The organism is Myxococcus xanthus, assembly GCF_013116825.1.
GTDB classification, from domain to species: Bacteria; Myxococcota; Myxococcia; order Myxococcales; family Myxococcaceae; genus Myxococcus; species Myxococcus xanthus_B.
Genome location: NZ_JABFNS010000004.1, coordinates 105,245 through 123,212, shown reverse-complemented (window position 1 = coordinate 123,212; position 17,968 = coordinate 105,245). Strand labels below are relative to the sequence as shown.

Annotated in this window: 16 protein-coding genes; all 16 read left to right on the top strand. The window is 70.1% G+C overall.

The window, feature by feature from the left end; translation table 11 throughout:
* Nucleotides 1–105 precede the first annotated feature (105 nt).
* A complete protein-coding gene (locus HNV26_RS02380) occupies nt 106–609 on the top strand; it encodes a hypothetical protein (RefSeq protein WP_253816131.1) in 504 nt (167 codons plus the stop codon).
* On the top strand, nt 606–1,616 hold the full coding sequence (locus tag HNV26_RS02375; protein WP_171442894.1) for a pentapeptide repeat-containing protein: 1,011 nt from the start codon (nt 606–608) through the stop codon (nt 1,614–1,616). The genes HNV26_RS02380 and HNV26_RS02375 overlap by 4 nt, the downstream gene beginning before the upstream one ends.
* A 151-nt stretch (nt 1,617–1,767) precedes the next feature.
* Nucleotides 1,768–2,361, top strand: coding sequence for a Pvc16 family protein (locus HNV26_RS02370; RefSeq protein ID WP_074960177.1), 594 nt, complete (start codon nt 1,768–1,770; stop codon nt 2,359–2,361).
* Complete coding sequence (locus HNV26_RS02365; protein ID WP_171442893.1) at nt 2,358–3,089, top strand: hypothetical protein; 732 nt, start codon at nt 2,358–2,360, stop codon at nt 3,087–3,089. Before HNV26_RS02370 ends, HNV26_RS02365 begins: the two co-directional genes overlap by 4 nt.
* A 56-nt stretch (nt 3,090–3,145) precedes the next feature.
* Nucleotides 3,146–5,518, top strand: a complete 2,373-nt coding sequence (locus HNV26_RS39165) for a phage tail sheath family protein (RefSeq protein WP_366816732.1) — start codon at nt 3,146–3,148, stop codon at nt 5,516–5,518.
* Nucleotides 5,519–5,536: 18 nt separating this feature from the next.
* On the top strand, nt 5,537–5,992 hold the full coding sequence (locus HNV26_RS02355) for a phage tail protein (protein WP_011554491.1): 456 nt from the start codon (nt 5,537–5,539) through the stop codon (nt 5,990–5,992).
* Nucleotides 5,993–6,020: 28 nt separating this feature from the next.
* Nucleotides 6,021–7,592: a phage tail sheath protein gene (locus HNV26_RS02350; protein WP_171442891.1), complete on the top strand. Its 1,572-nt coding sequence runs from the start codon at nt 6,021–6,023 to the stop codon at nt 7,590–7,592.
* Entirely contained in the window at nt 7,589–8,068 is a 480-nt protein-coding gene (locus HNV26_RS02345; protein WP_140793178.1) for a phage tail protein, read from the top strand. Before HNV26_RS02350 ends, HNV26_RS02345 begins: the two co-directional genes overlap by 4 nt.
* Nucleotides 8,069–8,074: 6 nt before the next feature.
* Nucleotides 8,075–9,286 (top strand): CIS tube protein, encoded by a 1,212-nt coding sequence (locus HNV26_RS02340; protein ID WP_171442890.1) that lies wholly within the window; start codon nt 8,075–8,077, stop codon nt 9,284–9,286.
* 3 nt (nt 9,287–9,289) lie between these two features.
* On the top strand, nt 9,290–9,463 hold the full coding sequence (locus tag HNV26_RS02335; protein WP_171442889.1) for a hypothetical protein: 174 nt from the start codon (nt 9,290–9,292) through the stop codon (nt 9,461–9,463).
* A gap of 18 nt (nt 9,464–9,481) precedes the next feature.
* Nucleotides 9,482–10,558, top strand: a complete 1,077-nt coding sequence (locus tag HNV26_RS02330) for a phage late control D family protein (protein ID WP_171442888.1) — start codon at nt 9,482–9,484, stop codon at nt 10,556–10,558.
* Nucleotides 10,555–11,253: a phage baseplate assembly protein V gene (locus HNV26_RS02325; protein ID WP_171442887.1), complete on the top strand. Its 699-nt coding sequence runs from the start codon at nt 10,555–10,557 to the stop codon at nt 11,251–11,253. The genes HNV26_RS02330 and HNV26_RS02325 overlap by 4 nt, the downstream gene beginning before the upstream one ends.
* The gene (locus HNV26_RS02320) at nt 11,247–12,791 is read left to right on the top strand and encodes a hypothetical protein (protein ID WP_216611726.1); all 1,545 of its coding nucleotides are present in this window, start codon (nt 11,247–11,249) and stop codon (nt 12,789–12,791) included. Before HNV26_RS02325 ends, HNV26_RS02320 begins: the two co-directional genes overlap by 7 nt.
* 7 nt (nt 12,792–12,798) lie before the next feature.
* The gene (locus HNV26_RS02315; protein ID WP_171442885.1) at nt 12,799–13,200 is read left to right on the top strand and encodes a GPW/gp25 family protein; all 402 of its coding nucleotides are present in this window, start codon (nt 12,799–12,801) and stop codon (nt 13,198–13,200) included.
* Nucleotides 13,201–15,543: a putative baseplate assembly protein gene (locus tag HNV26_RS02310; protein ID WP_171442884.1), complete on the top strand. Its 2,343-nt coding sequence runs from the start codon at nt 13,201–13,203 to the stop codon at nt 15,541–15,543.
* The gene (locus HNV26_RS38860; protein ID WP_171442883.1) at nt 15,543–17,963 is read left to right on the top strand and encodes a phage tail protein; all 2,421 of its coding nucleotides are present in this window, start codon (nt 15,543–15,545) and stop codon (nt 17,961–17,963) included. The genes HNV26_RS02310 and HNV26_RS38860 overlap by 1 nt, the downstream gene beginning before the upstream one ends.
* Nucleotides 17,964–17,968: the final 5 nt, after the last annotated feature.

Here is a 17,968-nt window from a genome sequence, read left to right as displayed (position 1 = left end):
GTCCGAAGGTCGCTCGGAAAGGCTCCGGGGTACCGAGGGCAAGAAGTAGACGTCGATGACACACTCACGCCGCTCGACCTGTTTGAGGCGATGAGCAGCGATGTCATGCGACCGTTCGACCCGAAGTTGGTCGCGGGTGACAACGTGCTCACGCGCCCAAGTCCTCCGACGATGACAACCGAGGAGCTCACTCGGAGTTTCGCAAGCTGGTTCGCAATCTGGCTCGTTGCGGCCCTGCCAGGGCCCGTCAAGGTCCGGAGCTACGAATGGGAGCACCTCGTCGAGGCCCTGCAAGGAATGCTCTTCGACTGGTCGTTCTGGCGCCCCAAGCACGAGTCCCGGGAGAAGGCCGCCAGCGCCTTGGCGCCCCTCCTCAGCAAGGCCCTGGCCCATGAGACGACTCGACTGAGAGACGAATATGAGAGCCGCCCCGTCGCTCAACGGCTCGTTCCCCCCTCGCTGACACCGGAGGAAGCGCACGAGGTCGCCAGTGTCTTCGTCGAAGCGTTCGACACCGCCGCCCCTGGCGATGATGGCGCCGCGGCGCTCATCGTCCGGCTCCATGAGAAGTTCCATGCGCTCGGCCTCATGGGTCGGAGGCAGGCATGACCTCCAGCGCGCGCGACACCCTGCAGGCCCTTCAGCAGCGAAAGGCACGCGCGCGTGACCTTCAGCTCCACGGTGCCGACCTCGTGGGCGCCCAGCTTGATGGCCTGCACGGAGACACTCTCGAGCTGGGCCAGGCCAGCCTGCGCGGCGCCAGCCTCCGTGGCGTGCGGCTCACCGCCTGTTCACTGGAGCGCGCGGTTCTCGAGGAAGCCGTGCTGGAAGGTGCGACGCTCCGGCTGTGCCGGCTCGACGGCGCCGACCTGCGACGGGCTCGGCTCTCCGAGACCCGCATCGAGGACAGCTCCGCGCGCGGCACGGACCTGTCCCAAGCCGACCTGCGAAAGGCTAGGCTCTCGGAGACATCGTTCTCACGCGCCATCCTCCGCGAAGCCGTGCTCGACGGCGCGGAAGGCGTCGGCGTGGAGCTACGAGGCGCGGACCTCACGGGCGCGTCACTCGTGGACGTGCGGCTGGACGAGGCGGACTTTCGCGGCGCCGACCTGACGGGTGCCAACGTGTCAGGCGGAAGCTTCCGCCACGCGGACTTCCGAGGCGCCATCGTGGACGGCGTGCAGTGGACCGGGTGCGACCGCACCGGCGCCCGCTTCGATGCGGAGGACGCCACCCCGCCGCGCTCCCAGCCCAGCGATACGGGCATCCCGCCCAGCGCTCCCGAGAACTTCGATGCCCCAGCGATGGCCACCTGGCTCGGAAACCTGATGGAGCACGCGCTGCGCTCCGTGCCAGGCAGCGTGCACGGCGCAGCCACACGAGGCCCTGAGACACCCGCCGAATTGTTACAGCTCCTCGGCTCGCTGCAGCAGGACCTCGGCGCCCGTGGCGTTGAACTCCCGGACCTGACCGCACGCGTCCAACCGCTGCTCTCCGCCCTGGAACAGCGTGGCGATGAACCGCCTGAGGAATGGAAGGCCCTGCTCGACGGGCTTGACGCGAACGCCGAAGACATCGTCCGCGCGCTGCTCGCCCGGCTTCAGGCACCTCGATAGGCATCTCCCACCGTCTCAACAGGTCCCAAGCAATTCACCCACCGCATGAGGTGACTTGACTCAAGGTGGATATCTCGACACCATATCCACACTCGAAGGCGAATCTCATTCACCTTTAGAACATACACGCGGTGCACTTGGGGGGACCAACGTGGCCGGCTTTTCCGCCATCTATTCGGTAGGCGATTCGCTGGTCTCATATCTGAGACACGCCTACGAGTTGTCTCACGAGCCCGAAGGCCTGCCCACGTGCCGTTTCGAGCTCGTCCCAAGCGGAAAGATGGCTGGAAGCGAGACAAACACCCCTCCAGTCGAAGTCCCAGGCGTCACCCTCTTTCTCTACCGCGTCGCCGTCAACGAACACCTCCGCAATGAGCCACGCGCGGAAGCGCCTCCGCCGCTCGCGCTGGACCTGCATTACCTGCTCACGGTCTGGGCTGAAAACGTCGACGACGAGCACCGCATCATGGCCTGGGTCATGTTGCAGCTTCACACGCACAACGCGTTGAGCGCCTCTGACCTGTCCCCCGTGGGCGTCTGGCGCCCGGACGAGCTGGTGCAAATCGTCCCGGCGGAAATCCCTCAAGAAGACATCTTGCGGATGTGGGACGCCTTGCGACGCCCCTATCGCCCTTCCGTCACGTACGTCGCCCGCGTCGTCTGCATCGACGTGCAGGGCAAACCCGCTGGACGGCCCGTCGTCGCGCGGCGCTTCGACTTCACGGACGAGGTGCCCAGGCGATGATTCTTGAACGCACCGAGAGCCGCGCCCTGGCCGCCATCCGCTTCCTCGACGCGGAGACACAACGCCCTCTCACGGAGCCCATCACCGTCGCGGGGCAAGGCCTCCGCTTCGCTCGCAACGTCCGCGGGCTGCACGTGGTGACGGACGCGCCGGGCTTCTCCGACTACGCGGCGAGCTTCGAGCTGCCGGACCCGCTTCCCGCCGCAGCCGCCTTCACCCTGGTGGCGAGCGACCCCACACGCCACTATCTTGCCCGGAGCTTCACGCTCGAATTGCCACGAGACGCGACGGCTCCGCCCACGGGCCAGCCGCTCCCGCCAGATTCCGTCTTCCGCCCCGTCGACGTCACGCTCTACCCGTCGCCGCTGATGCGCCCGTCCGCGCGCAGTGCCGTGGTGCGGCTCCGTGTCGTGGACGCCCACGACACGTCCCTGCCCGGCGCGCTGGTGTCGCTCGCGCTGGCCGACCCGGAAATCACGCGCTGGGGCCTGTCGAACGAGCGGGGTGACGCGCTCATCCTCGTGCCCGGCATTCCCATCGCGGACTGGGGCAATCCCGAAGCCCCCGTCCACTTCACCTTCAGCCTGGCCGCTGCCTGGTCGGCATTGCCGCAGCCTCCGGACCCCGACGCACTCTCCCAGGACTTCCACCCCTTGAGCAGCACCCTCGACGTCGCCGCCGGCGAAGAGGTCACCACCACCATCAAGCTCGATTGGGTCGAGCTCTAAACGCAGACCAATGACGGCGCGACCGCGCGCCACGTAACGAGAAAGTGGGGGCTCGCGTGCCTGAATATCTCGCACCCGGTGTCTACGTCGAAGAGACGAGTTTCCGAGCCAGGTCCATCGAGGGCGTCAGCACCAGCACCAGCGGCTTCGCGGGCCCGGCACGCAAGGGCCCTGTTTCCGGCACCCCGTCGCTGGTGACGAGCTTCCCCGAATTCGTCCGGCTCTTTGGCGGCCTCGCGGACCTGGACCTCACCGGCACCCAGGAGACGACCAACTACCTGGCGCACTCGGTCCGCGCCTACTTCAACGAGGGCGGCTCCCGCCTCTACGTGGCTCGCGCCTTCTCGGGGACGCCGGCCAATGCCACCGCTGGCGCGGACGTCATCCCCAACGCGGACGCGAACCTGCGCGCACGCTTCACCGCGAGGTTCCCCGGCCGTGCGGGCAACGGGAGCATCAGCGTCCGGGAGGTGCTCGCGCCCGCCACGGTCGGCGCCATGCGGCGCGCGCCCACGGGCAGCCTGGTCCGGCTGAATCAGACCGCCGCCTCGGCCGCACGCGTCGTGGGCACCCTGCCCCCGCCCTTCAACGTCCCCGATGGCACCACGCTCACGCTGACGTTCGACGGGAACACCGACGTCACCCTCACCTTCTCCGGGCGCAATGCCGAAGCCGCGGCGGCGGCGGAGCTCGACCCTTCGACGACGTTCCTCGAAGCCAACCAGACGCTCACCGTCACCCTCGGCGGACAGGCGCAGACCCTCACCCTGCCCACCGATACGCCGTTGACGCCCGCAGAGGTCGTGGACACGCTCAACCGGCAGCTTCGGGGGGGGTACGCCCGGCTCAGCGGCGCGGATGACGCCGCGCCCGTCGGCCGTCTCCTCCTGGGCACCGATGCCCGCGGTACCGGAGCCATCATCCAGGTCTCGGCCAACCCGCAGCTCAAGCTCGCTGCACAGACGGTCGACAACGCGGCGGACCCGCAGAGCAACGTGAGCGACCTGGGCGCGGTGTCCCTCGCGGACATCCAGGTACTCCTGGGTGCCAACGCCACGGCATCCGTCGATGACAACAAGCTCGTCATCAGCCACCCGCTCCCCGGTGCCAGCCATTCGTTGGAGGTGGCCTCGGTGAGCTCCAGCGCGCTGGGCCTGGACGCGGCCACCTCGGAGCCCGGGACGGACGGCACGGCGGGGGTGACCTGGTGGTTGAAGCAGGCGAACGGCACCTGGTCCAACGGCAGTGACACGTTGCCGCTGCCGAACGACACCGCGTCGCAGTTCCAGCAACTGCCCGGGGACAGCCAGTTCGTCACGCTCACCGTCACCACGCAGGACGGTGACGGGCAGGAGCGGTTGTATGAAGGGCTGGGCGTGGACCGCGCCCATCCCCGTTACCTGGGCCACGTGCTCACCCCTTCGCCCGCCACGCTCTCCGAGCAGATGGAGCGGATGTACGCGTTCGAGGCGGGCACCGGCGTGTCCGCGTTCGCCCTGCGCACGGCGCTGGCAGCGGGCCCCTTCACGCTCACCGGTGGTTCCGACGGGAGCGAGCCGAGCGCAGCCTCGTACGAAGACGCGTTCGAGCGGCTGGGCGGCGTGGAAGACATCTCCATCATCGCCGCGCCGGGCTCCTCGGCGTATGCGTCGGCGCAGGCCGTGAGGCTCGGGCTCATCAGCGCCGCGGAGCGACGCCGTGCCTATCGCATCGCGGTGCTGGACACGCCGCGCGGATACGGGCCGCAGGACGCGCTGGCACTTCGCGCGCAGGTGGACTCGACCAAGGCCGCGCTCTACTACCCCTGGGTCGTCGTCGCCAACCCGCTGGCCGGGTCCGAGGCTGCCGATGTCCCTCGTGAAATCGCGCTGCCGCCGTCCGCCTTCCTGTGCGGCATCTACGCCCGCAGCGACATCGAGCGCGGCGTGTTCAAGGCGCCCGCGAATGAAGTGGTCCGTGGCGCGCTGCGCTTCGAGCAGGACATCCACTTCGCGCAGCAGGAGACGCTCAACCCACAGGGCATCAATTGCCTGCGCTTCTTCCCGGGACGCGGCTACCGCGTGTGGGGCGCTCGCACCGTCAGCTCCGACCCGGAATGGAAGTACGTGAACGTGCGGCGCTACTTCAACTTCCTGGAGCGCTCCGTGGACGAAGGCACGCAGTGGGCCGTGTTCGAGCCCAATGGCGAGCGACTGTGGGCCAACATCCGCGAGACGATTGGCAGCTTCTTGGAGAACCAGTGGCGCACCGGCGCGCTGTTGGGGACGGACCCGAAGCAGGCGTTCTTCGTCCGGTGTGACCGCACCACCATGGACCAGAACGACCTCGATAACGGCCGGCTCGTCTGCCTCATCGGCGTGGCGGTGGTGAAGCCCGCTGAGTTCGTCATCTTCCGCATCGGCCAGAAGACGGCGGATGCCCGGACCTAACGCAAAGGACTCGCCGCCATGCCTACCCGCCCCACGCCCTACGGCGCCTTCAATTTCGAAATCAGCTTCGACGGCACGTCCTTCGGTGGGTTCTCCGACGTGTCCGGACTCAGCACCGAAGTCACCCTCTCCGAGTACCGCGAGGGCAGCGACCCGGAGAACCACGTGCGCAAGGTGCCCGGCGCCTTCAAGACGGGCGACGTCACCCTCAAGCGTGGCGTCGTCGACTCGCGGGCCATCTGGACATGGGTGGAGGACGTCCGCCGCAACGGTCCGCTGGGACGCAAGGCCGCCGTCACCATCCGCTTGCTCGACGAGGCGCGCAACCCCGTGCAGTCCTGGAAGCTGGTGAACGTCACGCCCATGAAGTTCACCGGCCCCACGCTGGCCGCCAAGGGTGGCGGAGACGTGGCCATGGAAGAGCTCGTCCTCGCCGCGGAAACGGTGCGGATGGGCTTCCCGGACGTGGACTGAGCGGAGCATCAGGGGGAGCTCCCGGGCCATGCGGCGACTGACCTTCGAAGTCACAGAACGCGTGGCGCCCACCGCGCCCGAGCGGATGGACGTTGCCCTCTTCGTGGGCTTCGTCCGCCGTCGGCCGGGCGCGTCCGTACCCGCCGCGCTGTCGCGCTACCTGTTCGAGCAAGGGTGGATGACCGCCCCCACGCTCCGCGTGGACCCCACCGACCCGCAGGCCCCGCTCACCGACGTCCCCCTGCCCTTCGAGAGCTTCGCCGCCTTCGAGCGCATCTTCGACTGGCGAGGCCGCGCCGGAACCGCTCCCGACGAGTTCACCGCCCTGGGCGCGGCGGTGCAGGCATTCTTCGTCCAGGGCGGGCGCAAGTGCTACGTGGTGCGCATGGCGGACCCGCTCACCCGAGGGGCGGAGCGCGCCACGCGGCTCAGGCGGCTGAACCTGCTGCTGCCGGGCAGCAGAGTGCCGGCGCCTCCCGGCATGGAGCACCCCGCCTCCGCCGCGGACCGCACGACGTGGCACGGCGCGGCCCACCTGTTCGGCCTGCAGGATGTGTCCTTCCTCTGCCTTCCAGACCTGCCGGAGCTGGTGGCGGATGCGCCCGAGCCACTCCCCATCCCTCGCCTGCCACCCGCGGGTGCCCCGGGGTTCGTGGAGTGCGCCACGCATGGCGCGGCCACCGGGTCCGAGTGGAAGACGCCGGAGCGCGCAGCGCCGCGCTGCGGACTCACCGCCTACCTGGACTGGGCGGCGTTCCTCGCTGTAGTGGCCGAGCTCCTCCGCGACAGGCACCTGCGGGAGACGCACCTGGTCGCGGCGCTGCCGCTGCCCTCGACAAGCCTGGTCTTCGATACTCCCGCGGGCAAGCGCGCCGCGACGCAGGAACTGGGCGCGTTCCTCCATTCCAGCGGAGTGCTCACCCCATTTCAGAGCGCGTTCATCCAGCTCGCCTATCCGTGGCTGAGGACCGCGTCCTCGGAGGGACTTCCGGAGCGGTTGGCGGCCCCTGACGGGGCGCTGACGGGGGTGCTGGCACGCAACGCACTGCTTCGCGGCACCTTCCGAAGCGCCCTGGGACTGGGGCTCGTGGAGGTACGAGAGGTCTTCCCAATCCCAACACGCCTGGACCAGGAGCCGCGCGAGCCGGGTTCGCCGCTGCGCGCACTGGGCGAGCGCGTCACGTTGCTGGGACCCACGCCCCGCGGGATGCAGGTGTTGTCCGACGTGACGTCCAGCCAGAGGGACAGCCACCGTCAGGCTCCGGTGAGCCGGCTCATCTCCTCGGTGCTGCGAGCGGCGAGGCAACTCGGCTCGGACCTGACGTTTTCACCTTCCAACCAGGACACCTGGTTGGCGCTGCGCTACCGGATGGAGTCCGTGCTCGGCCGGTTCTTCGCGGAGGGCGCTCTGCGAGGAGCGACGCCGCGCGAGGCGTTCTCAGTGCGGTGTGACCGGACGACCATGACGCAGGACGACCTCGATAACGGGCGGCTCATCGCGCTGGTGGAATTGGCTCCCGCGGCGGCCATCGAACGGGTGCAGGTCCTTCTCTCCGCGTTGGAGGGTGACGTGTCGCTCCAGCAGGAGGAAGCCGCATGAGCGGAGACCTCTGGCCACTGCACACCTTCCGCTTCGAGCTCACCTTCCAGCCCGAGCCGCTGTCGGGCAGTGGCCCGGAAGAGGCTCCCGTGGACGGAGCCTTCTCCGAGTGCACGGGTCTGGAAGCCACCATGGAGCCCAAGGCCATTCGCGTGGGCGGCCACAACCTGGGCGCCGTGCAGCGCGCCGGGCCGGTGAGCTTTGGCACCGTGGTGCTCAAGCGAGGCCTCTCGTCGGGCGAGCGGCTGGCTCGCTGGTTCATGCGGGTGACGGGCGGCGACTACGGGTACCGGTGCACCGTGCGAATCCGCCTCAAGGCCCCGTCGGAGGACGGAGGGACCCAGACGGTGCTCACCTACAAGCTGGAGCGCGCCATGCCGGTGAAGTTCAAGGCGGCCGACTTCAACGCTCGCGCCACGGATGTCGGTATCGAAGAGCTGCACCTCGTGCACGAAGGACTGTCCCTCGAGGACTAGCGCGCCATGCCAGACACGACTCCCGAGAGCGCGAGCTTCATCAACGAGAGCAACGGCGAAGAGGTGCTGGTGCACTTCAACCCGAGCTCTCTCCAGTACACCGTCACCAACAAGCTCCAGAACGCCCAGGGCCAGGAGAACCAGCAGTTCGTCTCGGAGAGCAGCGCGAAGCTCACCCTGGAGCTGGTGTTCGACACCACCGGCACGGGCGCCAACGTCTGCGACCACACGATACGCATTGCGCAGTTCATGGGCGCCAAGAGCCAGATTCCTCCGGACGTCACCTTCCGGTGGGGCGCCTTCGAATTCACCGGTCTGGTGGACACCTATCGGGAGACCATCGACTTCTTCGCATCCGATGGCATCCCCCTGCGTTCGACCGTCTCGGTGGGCATGACGCGGCAGCAACGCGTCTTCTCCAGGGGAGCTGAAGGCGAAAGTTCGCGGCAGATGGCCGCTGCGCGCGACCAGCCCATCTCGCGCGCCGTCGCGGAGCAGAACAGTGAAGACAATCCGCGCTTCCCCAGCCAGGACGTGATGACCGTCGACCCGTCCGTCCCGCTGGCCCCGCCCACCGCGTTCGCAACAGGCGGAGCCCTGAGCGCGGGCGTGGGAGGTGGAATCGGAGTGGGTGCTGGGTTCGGCGTTGGAGGTGGGTTCAGCGCGGGCGCAGGACTCGGCCTTGGCGGTGGAATCGGCGCGAGTGGCGTGTTCGCCGCCGGTGGGGGCTTCTCGGCCGGCGGTGGCATCTCAGCGGGTGGAGGCTTCTCAGCCGGCGGAGCCTTCTCAGCGGGCGCCTCGTTCGGAGGCAGCGCCACCTTCACCGCGGGGGCAGTCGCGGGAGGCTCAGCCTCATTCGGCGTGGGTGCGTCCGCATCGAGCCCGATCTTCTCCGCGGGAGCGTCCTTCTCCGCTGGAGCCAACTTCCCCGCGACCACGGGGGCATCCGCCTCGGGCTGGACCGCAAATGCCTGGTCTGGCGCGCAAGCCTCCGCGGGCCTCTCAGCTACAGCAGGCGCGTTCGTGGGACTGCGCGCCGGTCCTCCACGCACCTCCATCCGACTGGAGACCGTGCGCTCCACCGGGCACGTGGACACCTACACCTACGAAACCACCGGAGACGGCCTCTTCGAGCTCGGAGGACGTGCCCGAGTCACCAGGCCCCGCTTCGGCGCGACCCTGCCCCCCAGGGGCCGCCTCCGCTTCGAGGGAGATTGAGCCATGTCCATCGTCTTCGACGAGGTCCAGGGGTCCGTCGTCTCGGGTTCCACGCCAGACGCGAGCCAGCGTCCGGCCACGGGGCCAGCGCTCACGCCGCCTCCGGTGGATCCGACATCGATTGCCCGCGCCATCCGGCTCCTCATGCAACGCAAGGCCCGCCTCCTCGCCGACTGAGTCCGCTCCCCGTTCTCCATGACTGACGCCACGTCACAGCCAGAACATCACCGCCCCACGGTGCGCATCTTCGGCAAGGCCGACGCACGCGTCACCGGTCTGGTCAGCAGCATGCGGGTCGAGGAAGCCGAAGGCGGGCTGTGCTCGCTCGAGCTGCGCTTCGAGGCAGTCGCCCGCTACGCCGACACCGTGGCCGAGCAGGTCTTCGAGGACGAGCAACTGCTCAGGCTCGGAGCCCCCATCGGCATCTACACCGGTCCCGAGAGCGCCCCTCAGGAAATTTTTCGCGGCGTCATCACCGCCATCGAAGCCGTGTTCTCGCACGACTCCGCGCCGGAGTTCGTCGTGCTCGCCGAGGACGCACTGCAGAGAGCAAGGCTCGCGCGGCGCACGCACGTCCACAGCGACCTCAAGCTGGCCGAGCTGGCGGAGAAGCTCGCCCGGGACCTGGGCCTGACGCCCGTCATCACAGGCCTTCGAGAGTCCCTGGGCCTCCAGGTCCAGTGGAACGAAAGCGACCTGGCCTTCGTGCGCCGATTGCTGGCCACGCGGGATGCGGACCTGCAGGTGACGGGTGACGAGCTCCACGTCTCCACACGGAGCGCGGTGCGCCGGGGCACCCTGGAGCTGACCCTCTACTCCGAGCTCCGCCGGGTGCGCGTCACGGCGGACCTGGCGCATCAGGCCACCCAAGTCACCTGCACCGGGTGGAACGCCATCCAGGGGGCCGCGGTCTCCGGCCAGAGCGCCGGCTCGCGTCCCGGCCCGGGCGAGGGTCGTACCGGCGCGGAGCTGCTCCAGCAGACGCTGGGCCCTCGGACAGAGCACCTCGGCTCCCTGCCCGTGTCCACCAGCGACGAGGCCACCGCCATCGCCAGGGCCGCCTTCGATGCGCGCGCCCGGCGCTTCGTCCGCGTCGACGCCACCGCGGAGGGAACCCCCGCGCTCCGCGTGGGGACGCACGTGAGGCTCAGCGGCATGAGCGCTCGCTTCGACAACACCTACTACGTGGTCCGCGCCAGCCACCGCTACGACACCCTCCACGGCTACGAGACGGACTTCGAGGCCGAGTGCGCCTTCCTGGGAGAGCCATGACCGACACCGCACACGCTCAGGAGCGCCGCCTGCTGGGCGCCATGCTCGGCACCTATCTGGCGAAGGTCGTGTCCGTGGAGGACCCCGAGCACCTGGCGCGCGTCAAGGTCCGCCTGCTCACCGCGCCCGAGGGCCTGGCCGATGCGGACGTGGCCTTGTGGGCGCGGGTCGCCGTGCCGTTCTCCGGCAGTGGCTGGGGCGCGCTCTTCCTCCCGGACAAGGATGACGAGGTGGCCGTGGTCTTCGCCGGAGGAGACCCGCGCCAGCCGCTGGTCGTGGGGGGCCTGTGGAACGGACGCGCCCGTCCGCCGGAGACGCCCGGTGGAAATCGCGTGGACCGCTACGTCATCAAGGCCCGGAATGGCAGCCGCATCGCCATCGTCGAAGCGAGCGAGGGCACCGCGCAAATCACCCTGGAAGTCCCCGGTGGCGTGAGCGCCACGCTGAAGCAGGCCAGCGGAGGCGAGCTCACGCTGGAGGCAGCGGGCAACACCGTCACGCTCGCCCAGCAGGGCGTCACCGTCCGGGCCGCGACCACGGTGTCCGTCACCGCCAGTCAGGTGGAGGTGAGCGCCGGTCAGGTCACGGTCAACGCGGCGATGTCGTCCTTCTCGGGCGTCGTGAAGTGCGACACGCTGCAGACCAACTCGGTGATGGGCGTGACGTACACGCCAGGGGCGGGCAACGTATGGTGAGCCACCCCGTCAAGCTGCGCGGGCTCGTTTTCGACGGAGCCACCGGAGCCCCGCTGGCGGCCCAGCGCGGCGCCCCCGCGTTCGTCGAGCGGCAGGACCAGGAGTTCGTTCAAGCCATCTTCGGAGAGCTCAGGTCCGAGGAAGGCCGCAAGGCGCTGGCGGACACCCTCATCTCCGATGGAGCGCTCAACCCCCAGGGGCTCAAGCTGCTCCAGCCCGTTCACGGGGTGTTCAACGTGGCCTTGCTGGAGGCCTGCTGCGACGTGTTCGGTGAGCCTCGGGTCGAGGCGACCCGAATCGACAGCGCGGGGCTCGTCATCCGACGTGTGGGCGCGGGCAATACGCGCGAGGCCTGGGTTCGGCGGGACGGCAAGGTCGCCGGCTGGGTCGTGCTCGACGGTGAGGAACAGGAGCGCGACCCCGACCCTGGACGGCGCGAAGGGCCCCAGGGCCCCGGCCCCGCGGACGTCCGCCGCGAGCTGCTGCGCCTCATGCGGGCCACCAGCCGGGACCAGGAAACCGTGACATCGCTCTTCATCGCGCCGCCCGACGCGTGCGCCGCGGCGAAGCGCACCGTGCTGTACGGACTGCTCCAGGTGGCGAGCAGTGAAGCACCGGAGGGCGCATCCAGCACAGCGCCCGCGTTCGACGACGCGCAGGTGCGGAGCCTGCTGTCCCCCTACTTCGCGGCGGGAAAGACGGTGGACTGGACAGGGCTCGAAGGCCTGTCGGTCACCTACCAGGACGTGGCCCAGCGCAGATTGCCGCAGGCGAAGCACGACAAGCTCGCCCTGTTCATCGACTTCCTGCGTGGACTGGTCGCGGTGTTCGACGCCTTCAAGGTGCCCGCGCTCATGACGGCGATGAACCGGGTGCAGCTCGACTATGGCAATGGCCAGAAGCGGCCCGCGGGCACGGCGCTCTCCGGGCTGGCGGACGTCCTCGTCCAGGGGAAGACGGGCACGGTGGCGTTGCCTCGTTCGTGGACGCATCCCAATGCCTCGGAGGCGGCCCAGCTCCTCCAGGCGGCGAAGGCCGCCACCGCGCCACGGATGCGGGACCTCATCCCTCCCGAGCGGCGCTTCGAACGGCGTGGCTCGCGCTATGTGGCCAGGGCCTTCGTCCGGGTCCGCCGCGAGGATGGCTGCCCACCCGCCATCGTCTGGAGCGAGGAGAGCGCCCCCTTCACCATCGCCGCCTGGCATGAGCGCGGAAAACGGCCTCCCGTCCTCATCCCCCTTCCGTCGCTCAAGGACCTGAGCGCCTTCAAGCCCAACGTCACCTTCCAGGTGCCGCCGGGGATGAACGAGCTGCTGAACAAGAACTCGCCGAAGGACTTCCTCGAAGGCTCAGCCAGCCCCCCCGCGGGTCAGGGCATCGGGTGGCTCTGTGGGTTCAACATTCCCATCATCACCCTCTGCGCCTTCATCGTCCTCAACCTCTTCCTGTCGATGCTGAACATCGTCTTCTTCTGGATTGCCCTCATCAAGATCTGCATCCCCATTCCCGCCTCGCTGCGCGAGCGGTTCGAGGACTGACCGCGCCATGAGCCTGAAGCCTCCCGACAGGCGCCCTCCCGTGGGCTTTCCGCTGCGGCTCGTGCCGGACGAACGCGGCGAGCTGGCGTTTCCTTCGCTGGAAGCCAGCGTGCGTCAGTCCATCGAGGTCATCCTCCGCACGCGCCCCGGCGAGCAGCTCATGCGGCAGGGCTTCGGCGCCGGGCTGGAGCGGATGGTGGGGCAGCCCAACACCGTGTCCACCCGCCGGCGCATCCAGGAGCTGGTGCAGCGCGCGCTCACCGAGTGGGAGCCGCGCCTGGAACTCATCCGCGTGGACGTACTGGAGCTGGCGGACCTGCCCACCCAGGTCCGCGTGGAAATCGTCTACCGCCTGCGCCGCACGGGTGACGTGCAGCAGCTCGGGCTCGCCATGGACCTCGGAGGCTAGATGCCCATCATTCCTCCCCGACTCGACGACAGGAGCTTCCCGGACCTCGTCGAGGAGCTGCTCTCCCGCATCCCGGGCCATACCCCGGAGTGGACCCATGCCCGCGTGGGCGACCCGGGGCGCACCCTGCTGGAGCTCTTTGCCTGGCTGGCGGACTCCATCCTCTACCGCGCCAACCTCATCCCCGAGCGCCAGCGACTGGCCTTCCTTCGGCTGCTGGGCGCGAGCCTGCGCCCCGCCGAGGCCGCCACCGGCGTGGTGAGCGTCCACTTCGACACCGAGGTGCTCCAGCCTTCCGTGTCGCTGCGGGCCTTCGCCTCGTTGCGCAAGCCCGTGCCCTTCGAGACGCTGGATGAGCTGACCGTGGTGCACCTCACCGCCGAGGCGTACCGAAAGCGCCCGCTCACGGAGACGGAGCGTCAGCAGCACGCGTCGATGCTGCCCCGGCTCGCGCAGGTCTACGGCCTGGACCCCAAGGCCCAGCACGGCTTCTACGCGACGACGCCCGTGTTCCCGCTCGGCGCCGCTGACCCGCGCGGGCTGGACCTGGTGACGGAGACGGTGGACGGGAGCCTGTGGCTCGCGCTGCTCGCCCCCAAGGCGGAGCACGTGGTGGCCCTCCGGGAGGACCTGACGAAGGGGAACGGACAGGGGCCTCGCGTCCTGAGCGTGGGCATCTCCCCCGTCATGGAGGTCCCCGCCCTGTCCGAGCTGCTCGGAGCGCGCGGCCGGCTGCCGCACGTCTGGGAAGTGACGGGCACGCCCGCCGCGGACGGGTTGCCGGTGTACCACCGGCTCACCGTCGTGGCGGACTCGACGCAGGAGCTGTCCCGCCGGGGCGTCGTGCGGCTGCTGTTGCCATCCGACCTGGGCGCGCCGGTCAATGACGTGAGGGCGGACGCGCGCGCCGGCCTGGGCGACCGGCCGCCGCGCCTGGACGACCCGAGAGTGGCGGCGCGATTGGTGACCTGGCTGCGCCTGCGTCCCAGCGGAAGGCCGGAGCGCTTCGCGCTGGGCTGGGTGGACATCAACGCGGTCGAAGTGGACCAGCGCGAGACGACCGGCGGACGCCTGATTGGACAGAGCGACGGCAACGCGGAGCAGGAGTTTCGCCTGCCCTCCGGCTCCGTGGAGCGCGCGACGTTCCAGCTCTTCATCGAAGAGCCAGGGGCGGGCTACCGCGAGTGGCGGCTCATCGAGGACCTCGCGCTGGCCCGGCGCGACGAGCCCGTCTACGCCCTGGACTCCGAGGCAGGCACCGCCCGCTGTGGAGACGGCGTGCGAGGGCGCGTGCCTCCCGCGGGTGCCCAGGTGCTGGTGGCCCGGATGCGCAGCGGCGGCGGCGCCGCGGGAAACCTCCCGCCTGGCAGCCTGAAGGACATCAGCGCCTTCCGGGTCGATGGAAGCCCCGCGCCGGGGCTGCGGGTGCAACAGCCGGAGCCCACGCTGGGTGGCCGGGACGCGGAGACGCTGGCGGAGGCCGAGCGCCGCATCCCCGCGCTGCTGCGCCACGTGGACCGGGCCGTGACGGAGGAGGACTACCGGCGGCTCGCGGCGAGCACCCCCGGCGTGCAGTTGGGGCGTGTGGAGGTGCTGCCCCGCTTCGAGCCAAGGCGACGGCGGGACGGTGTCCCCGGTGTCGTCTCCGTCATGGTGTTGCCCACGGCCACGCGGCTCGAGCCGCCCTACCCGCGGGCGGACCGGCCATTGCTGGAAGCCGTCCATGCCTACCTGGATGCGCGCCGGCCGCTCACCACCGAGCTCTACGTGGTTGGCTGCGAGTACGTCCCACTGGGGCTCGGCGTGGGCATCACCGTGCGCGAGGGCTTTGGCAGGGAGACGGTGGTGCAGGCGGTGCGGCAGGCCGTGCGCCGCTTCATCTTCCCGCTGCCGGCGGGAGGTCCCACCGGAGAGGGCTGGCCGCTGGGCCGGGACGTCCAGGACCGGGAGCTCTATGTGGCGGTGGCGCAGGTCCCCGGGGTGGCCAGCATCGCCGGGGTGAGCCTCTTCGCCTGGGGAACGGTGACGCGCGTGCTGAGAGACCCTCGCCGCGCCGGAGCCACGGCCGACGTGGCGCGCTTCACGGTGGAGCCCCCTGCCCCGTCCGTCCGGCAGGCCGAGGGTCCAGTCAACCCGAGCTGGCTCCAGCTCAAGGGCAGCACCGCGACGACGCCGGTGGAGCTGTCCATCGCGGACTGGCAGCTCCCGGAGCTGCTCAAGGTGGCGGTGAATGCCGACGGGGAGGTGCCGACGATGCTCCACGGCATCGGTGATGAGGGAAGCGGCGGCATGGACTCCTCGCAGGCGGGCGTGGCGGTGCCCATGGTCCCCGAGGTCTGCTGATGGACGCCAACCGCCTCCGGTTCTACATGCTGGCGGACGCGCCGGACTGGGTCACGGAGAGCTCGGTCTCCGCGGGCGAGGTGTGTCTCTACGACGCGAAGCGCAGGACGCTCCGGCTGGGGAGCCTGGGAGAGAGTCGCACCTTCGATGAAGCGCTCGACCTCGCGGTGCTGGAGCCCAGGCTCGCTCGCGTACCGGGCGCGGTGGACGCCTTCGGCACGTGGGTTTGGTGGGACGACGTGGCCGGGCAGGTGCGGGCGGCGGGCGGAGGCGCTGGCACCACGCTCCGATTCGAGCCCGCGCAGGTGGGGTTGTCCGGCGCGGTGACGGACCTGTCGCCTGGAGCTGGCGGTGTCCTCTACCTCGCGGTGGCCCAGCGCGTGGTGGCGCTCCACCTGCGCAAGGTGTGGTCCGCCGTGGTGTTCCCGGCCGAGGGGATTCCCGCGCACCGCATCGCCGCGGACCCGCGGGGTGGCGCCTACGTCCTGAGCGGTCCGCCTTCCTTCGCGCCCAACGCACCTCCCGCCGTGCTCGGCCGCGTGGACGGGCAGCCGCTCCCGGACATCCTGTCCATTCCCTCCGGCGCTGGTTTGTTCCGCCCCATGGAAGAGAACCCGGACCCGCCTCGGACCCGGGTGCTGGAGACGCTCGCGTGGCCTGGCGAAGTGCCGGTGGCGCTCGCATGTGACGCCGAGGGACGGCTGGCGGTGCTGAGCTGGGTCATGGACCCGGCGCTCGCGGGGGTGCCCCCAGACGCGGCGCACGCGCGGCTGCGCTTCTACACGGGCCGCTTCTCCGCGCCCGTCGCGCTCCCGGGCGTGCTGCGGCCCTTCAGTCTCGCCATCCTTCCGGACGGCCGCGCCGCGGTGCTGTCGCTGCTCGATGACGGCAAGGTGGAGGCGGTGGCCTACGCGCTCCCAACTGGTGTTTCAGAGGCGATTCCCCAGGGAGACTACTTTCCACTGCCCGGCCATGACGGGGGCCCCTTCCTCCAGGGGGCGCAGCCTCCGCACCACGCCGTCACCCCGGGGTTGGCCCACATGGCGCCAGTGCCGCTTCAGGCCCTGTCGCTGCCCCGGTGCGCGGAGCGGGGCCGCGCCGCCAACCCGCCGAACCGGCCCTTCGATTCGGGTGACGGGCGCACGGTGTGGCACCGCCTGTACGTGGAGGCGCTGCTGCCCCCACGCACCGGGGTGCGCGTCTGGCTCGCCGCCACCGACGAGCCCCTGGCTCCGCCGAGCGCCTCGCCGCGCTGGCACGAGCATCGCCTGGGCCTCATCCCGGAAGCCCCTGTGCATCCAGACGTCCCACACGGGAGCTGGGTACCGCTGCCGTCGGAGGTGCCGTTCCAACCGGGGATGCTGCCCGCGCCGCCGGCCCCGGGCGAGAGTGGCCTGTTCACCGTCCTCATCCAGCGCGCCCACGCGAAGGTGCGTGCGCTCTCCGGACGGTACCTGTGGGTGCGGGTGGAGCTGTTCGGCGACGGCCGCCGGACGCCCGAAGTGGGAGCGCTGCGCGCGTATGCATCGCGCTTCTCCTACGTGGACAACTACCTGCCGTCCCTCTACCGCGAGGAGCTCTTCGGCGAGGACGCGGACACCGCCGGCCGGGCGACTCCCGCGGACTTCCTGGAGCGCTTCCTCGGCATCGTCGAGGGGGTGCTGACGCCCATCGAGGACCGCATCGCCCATGCGCACGTGCTCACCGACCCGGGGCACGTGCCTGGTGATTCGCTGGAGTGGCTCGCGAGCTGGGTAGGCCTCTCCTTCGACCCCGTGGTGGGTGAAAGCCAGCGGCGCGCGATGCTCCGGTCCGCGCCCGCGCTCGCCCGGCGGCGCGGCTGCGTCGAGGGCCTGCGCCTGGCGCTGGACCTCGTCACCGACGGCGCGGTGAACCGAGGCGCCGTGGTGGTGGTGGAGGACTTCCGGCTTCGGCGCACGCTGGCGACCATCCTCGGCGCGGACCTCGCGGACGCGGAGGACCCGTTGCTGCCGGGCCTGGCCCGGAGCGGGAACTCCTACGTGGGCGACACGCTCTTCCTCGGGGATGAGACGCGCAAGGAGTTCCTGGCCGTCTTCGGGGACGAAACGCTGCAGAGCCGGGCGGAGGCGGAGGCGGTGGAGCAGCTCCTGGAGCGGCTGGCACACCGGCTCACGGTGCTGGTGCACCAGGGCACGGACACGCGGACCCTGGGCCTCATCCGGAAGGTGGCGGAGCAGGAGGCCCCCGCGCACGTGCAGGTCTCCGTCATCACCGCGAGCCGTCCGCTGCTCGTCGGCGTCGCGTCGCTGGTGGGCGTGGACACCTACGTCGGACCCGCCCCCGCCCCCACCTCGGTGCGAGTGGGCCACAGCGTGCTGGGGCTCGCGGACGTCATCGAGCGTCCGTCGAGCCTGGACCCCAGATTGGAAGGAGGTTGATGACC

What these genes read in the sequence shown, in the direction of transcription:
- HNV26_RS02380 (WP_253816131.1), top strand. Translation starts at nt 106, where the DNA reads ATGCGACCGTTCGACCCGAAGTTGGTCGCGGGTGACAACGTGCTCACG.
- HNV26_RS02365 (WP_171442893.1), top strand. Translation starts at nt 2,358, where the DNA reads ATGATTCTTGAACGCACCGAGAGCCGCGCCCTGGCCGCCATCCGCTTC.
- HNV26_RS02330 (WP_171442888.1), top strand. Translation starts at nt 9,482, where the DNA reads ATGACTGACGCCACGTCACAGCCAGAACATCACCGCCCCACGGTGCGC.
- HNV26_RS02345 (WP_140793178.1), top strand. Translation starts at nt 7,589, where the DNA reads ATGAGCGGAGACCTCTGGCCACTGCACACCTTCCGCTTCGAGCTCACC.
- HNV26_RS02340 (WP_171442890.1), top strand. Translation starts at nt 8,075, where the DNA reads ATGCCAGACACGACTCCCGAGAGCGCGAGCTTCATCAACGAGAGCAAC.
- HNV26_RS02315 (WP_171442885.1), top strand. Translation starts at nt 12,799, where the DNA reads ATGAGCCTGAAGCCTCCCGACAGGCGCCCTCCCGTGGGCTTTCCGCTG.
- HNV26_RS02320 (WP_216611726.1), top strand. Translation starts at nt 11,247, where the DNA reads ATGGTGAGCCACCCCGTCAAGCTGCGCGGGCTCGTTTTCGACGGAGCC.
- HNV26_RS02310 (WP_171442884.1), top strand. Translation starts at nt 13,201, where the DNA reads ATGCCCATCATTCCTCCCCGACTCGACGACAGGAGCTTCCCGGACCTC.
- HNV26_RS02335 (WP_171442889.1), top strand. Translation starts at nt 9,290, where the DNA reads ATGTCCATCGTCTTCGACGAGGTCCAGGGGTCCGTCGTCTCGGGTTCC.
- HNV26_RS02355 (WP_011554491.1), top strand. Translation starts at nt 5,537, where the DNA reads ATGCCTACCCGCCCCACGCCCTACGGCGCCTTCAATTTCGAAATCAGC.
- HNV26_RS38860 (WP_171442883.1), top strand. Translation starts at nt 15,543, where the DNA reads ATGGACGCCAACCGCCTCCGGTTCTACATGCTGGCGGACGCGCCGGAC.
- HNV26_RS02375 (WP_171442894.1), top strand. Translation starts at nt 606, where the DNA reads ATGACCTCCAGCGCGCGCGACACCCTGCAGGCCCTTCAGCAGCGAAAG.
- HNV26_RS02325 (WP_171442887.1), top strand. Translation starts at nt 10,555, where the DNA reads ATGACCGACACCGCACACGCTCAGGAGCGCCGCCTGCTGGGCGCCATG.
- HNV26_RS02350 (WP_171442891.1), top strand. Translation starts at nt 6,021, where the DNA reads ATGCGGCGACTGACCTTCGAAGTCACAGAACGCGTGGCGCCCACCGCG.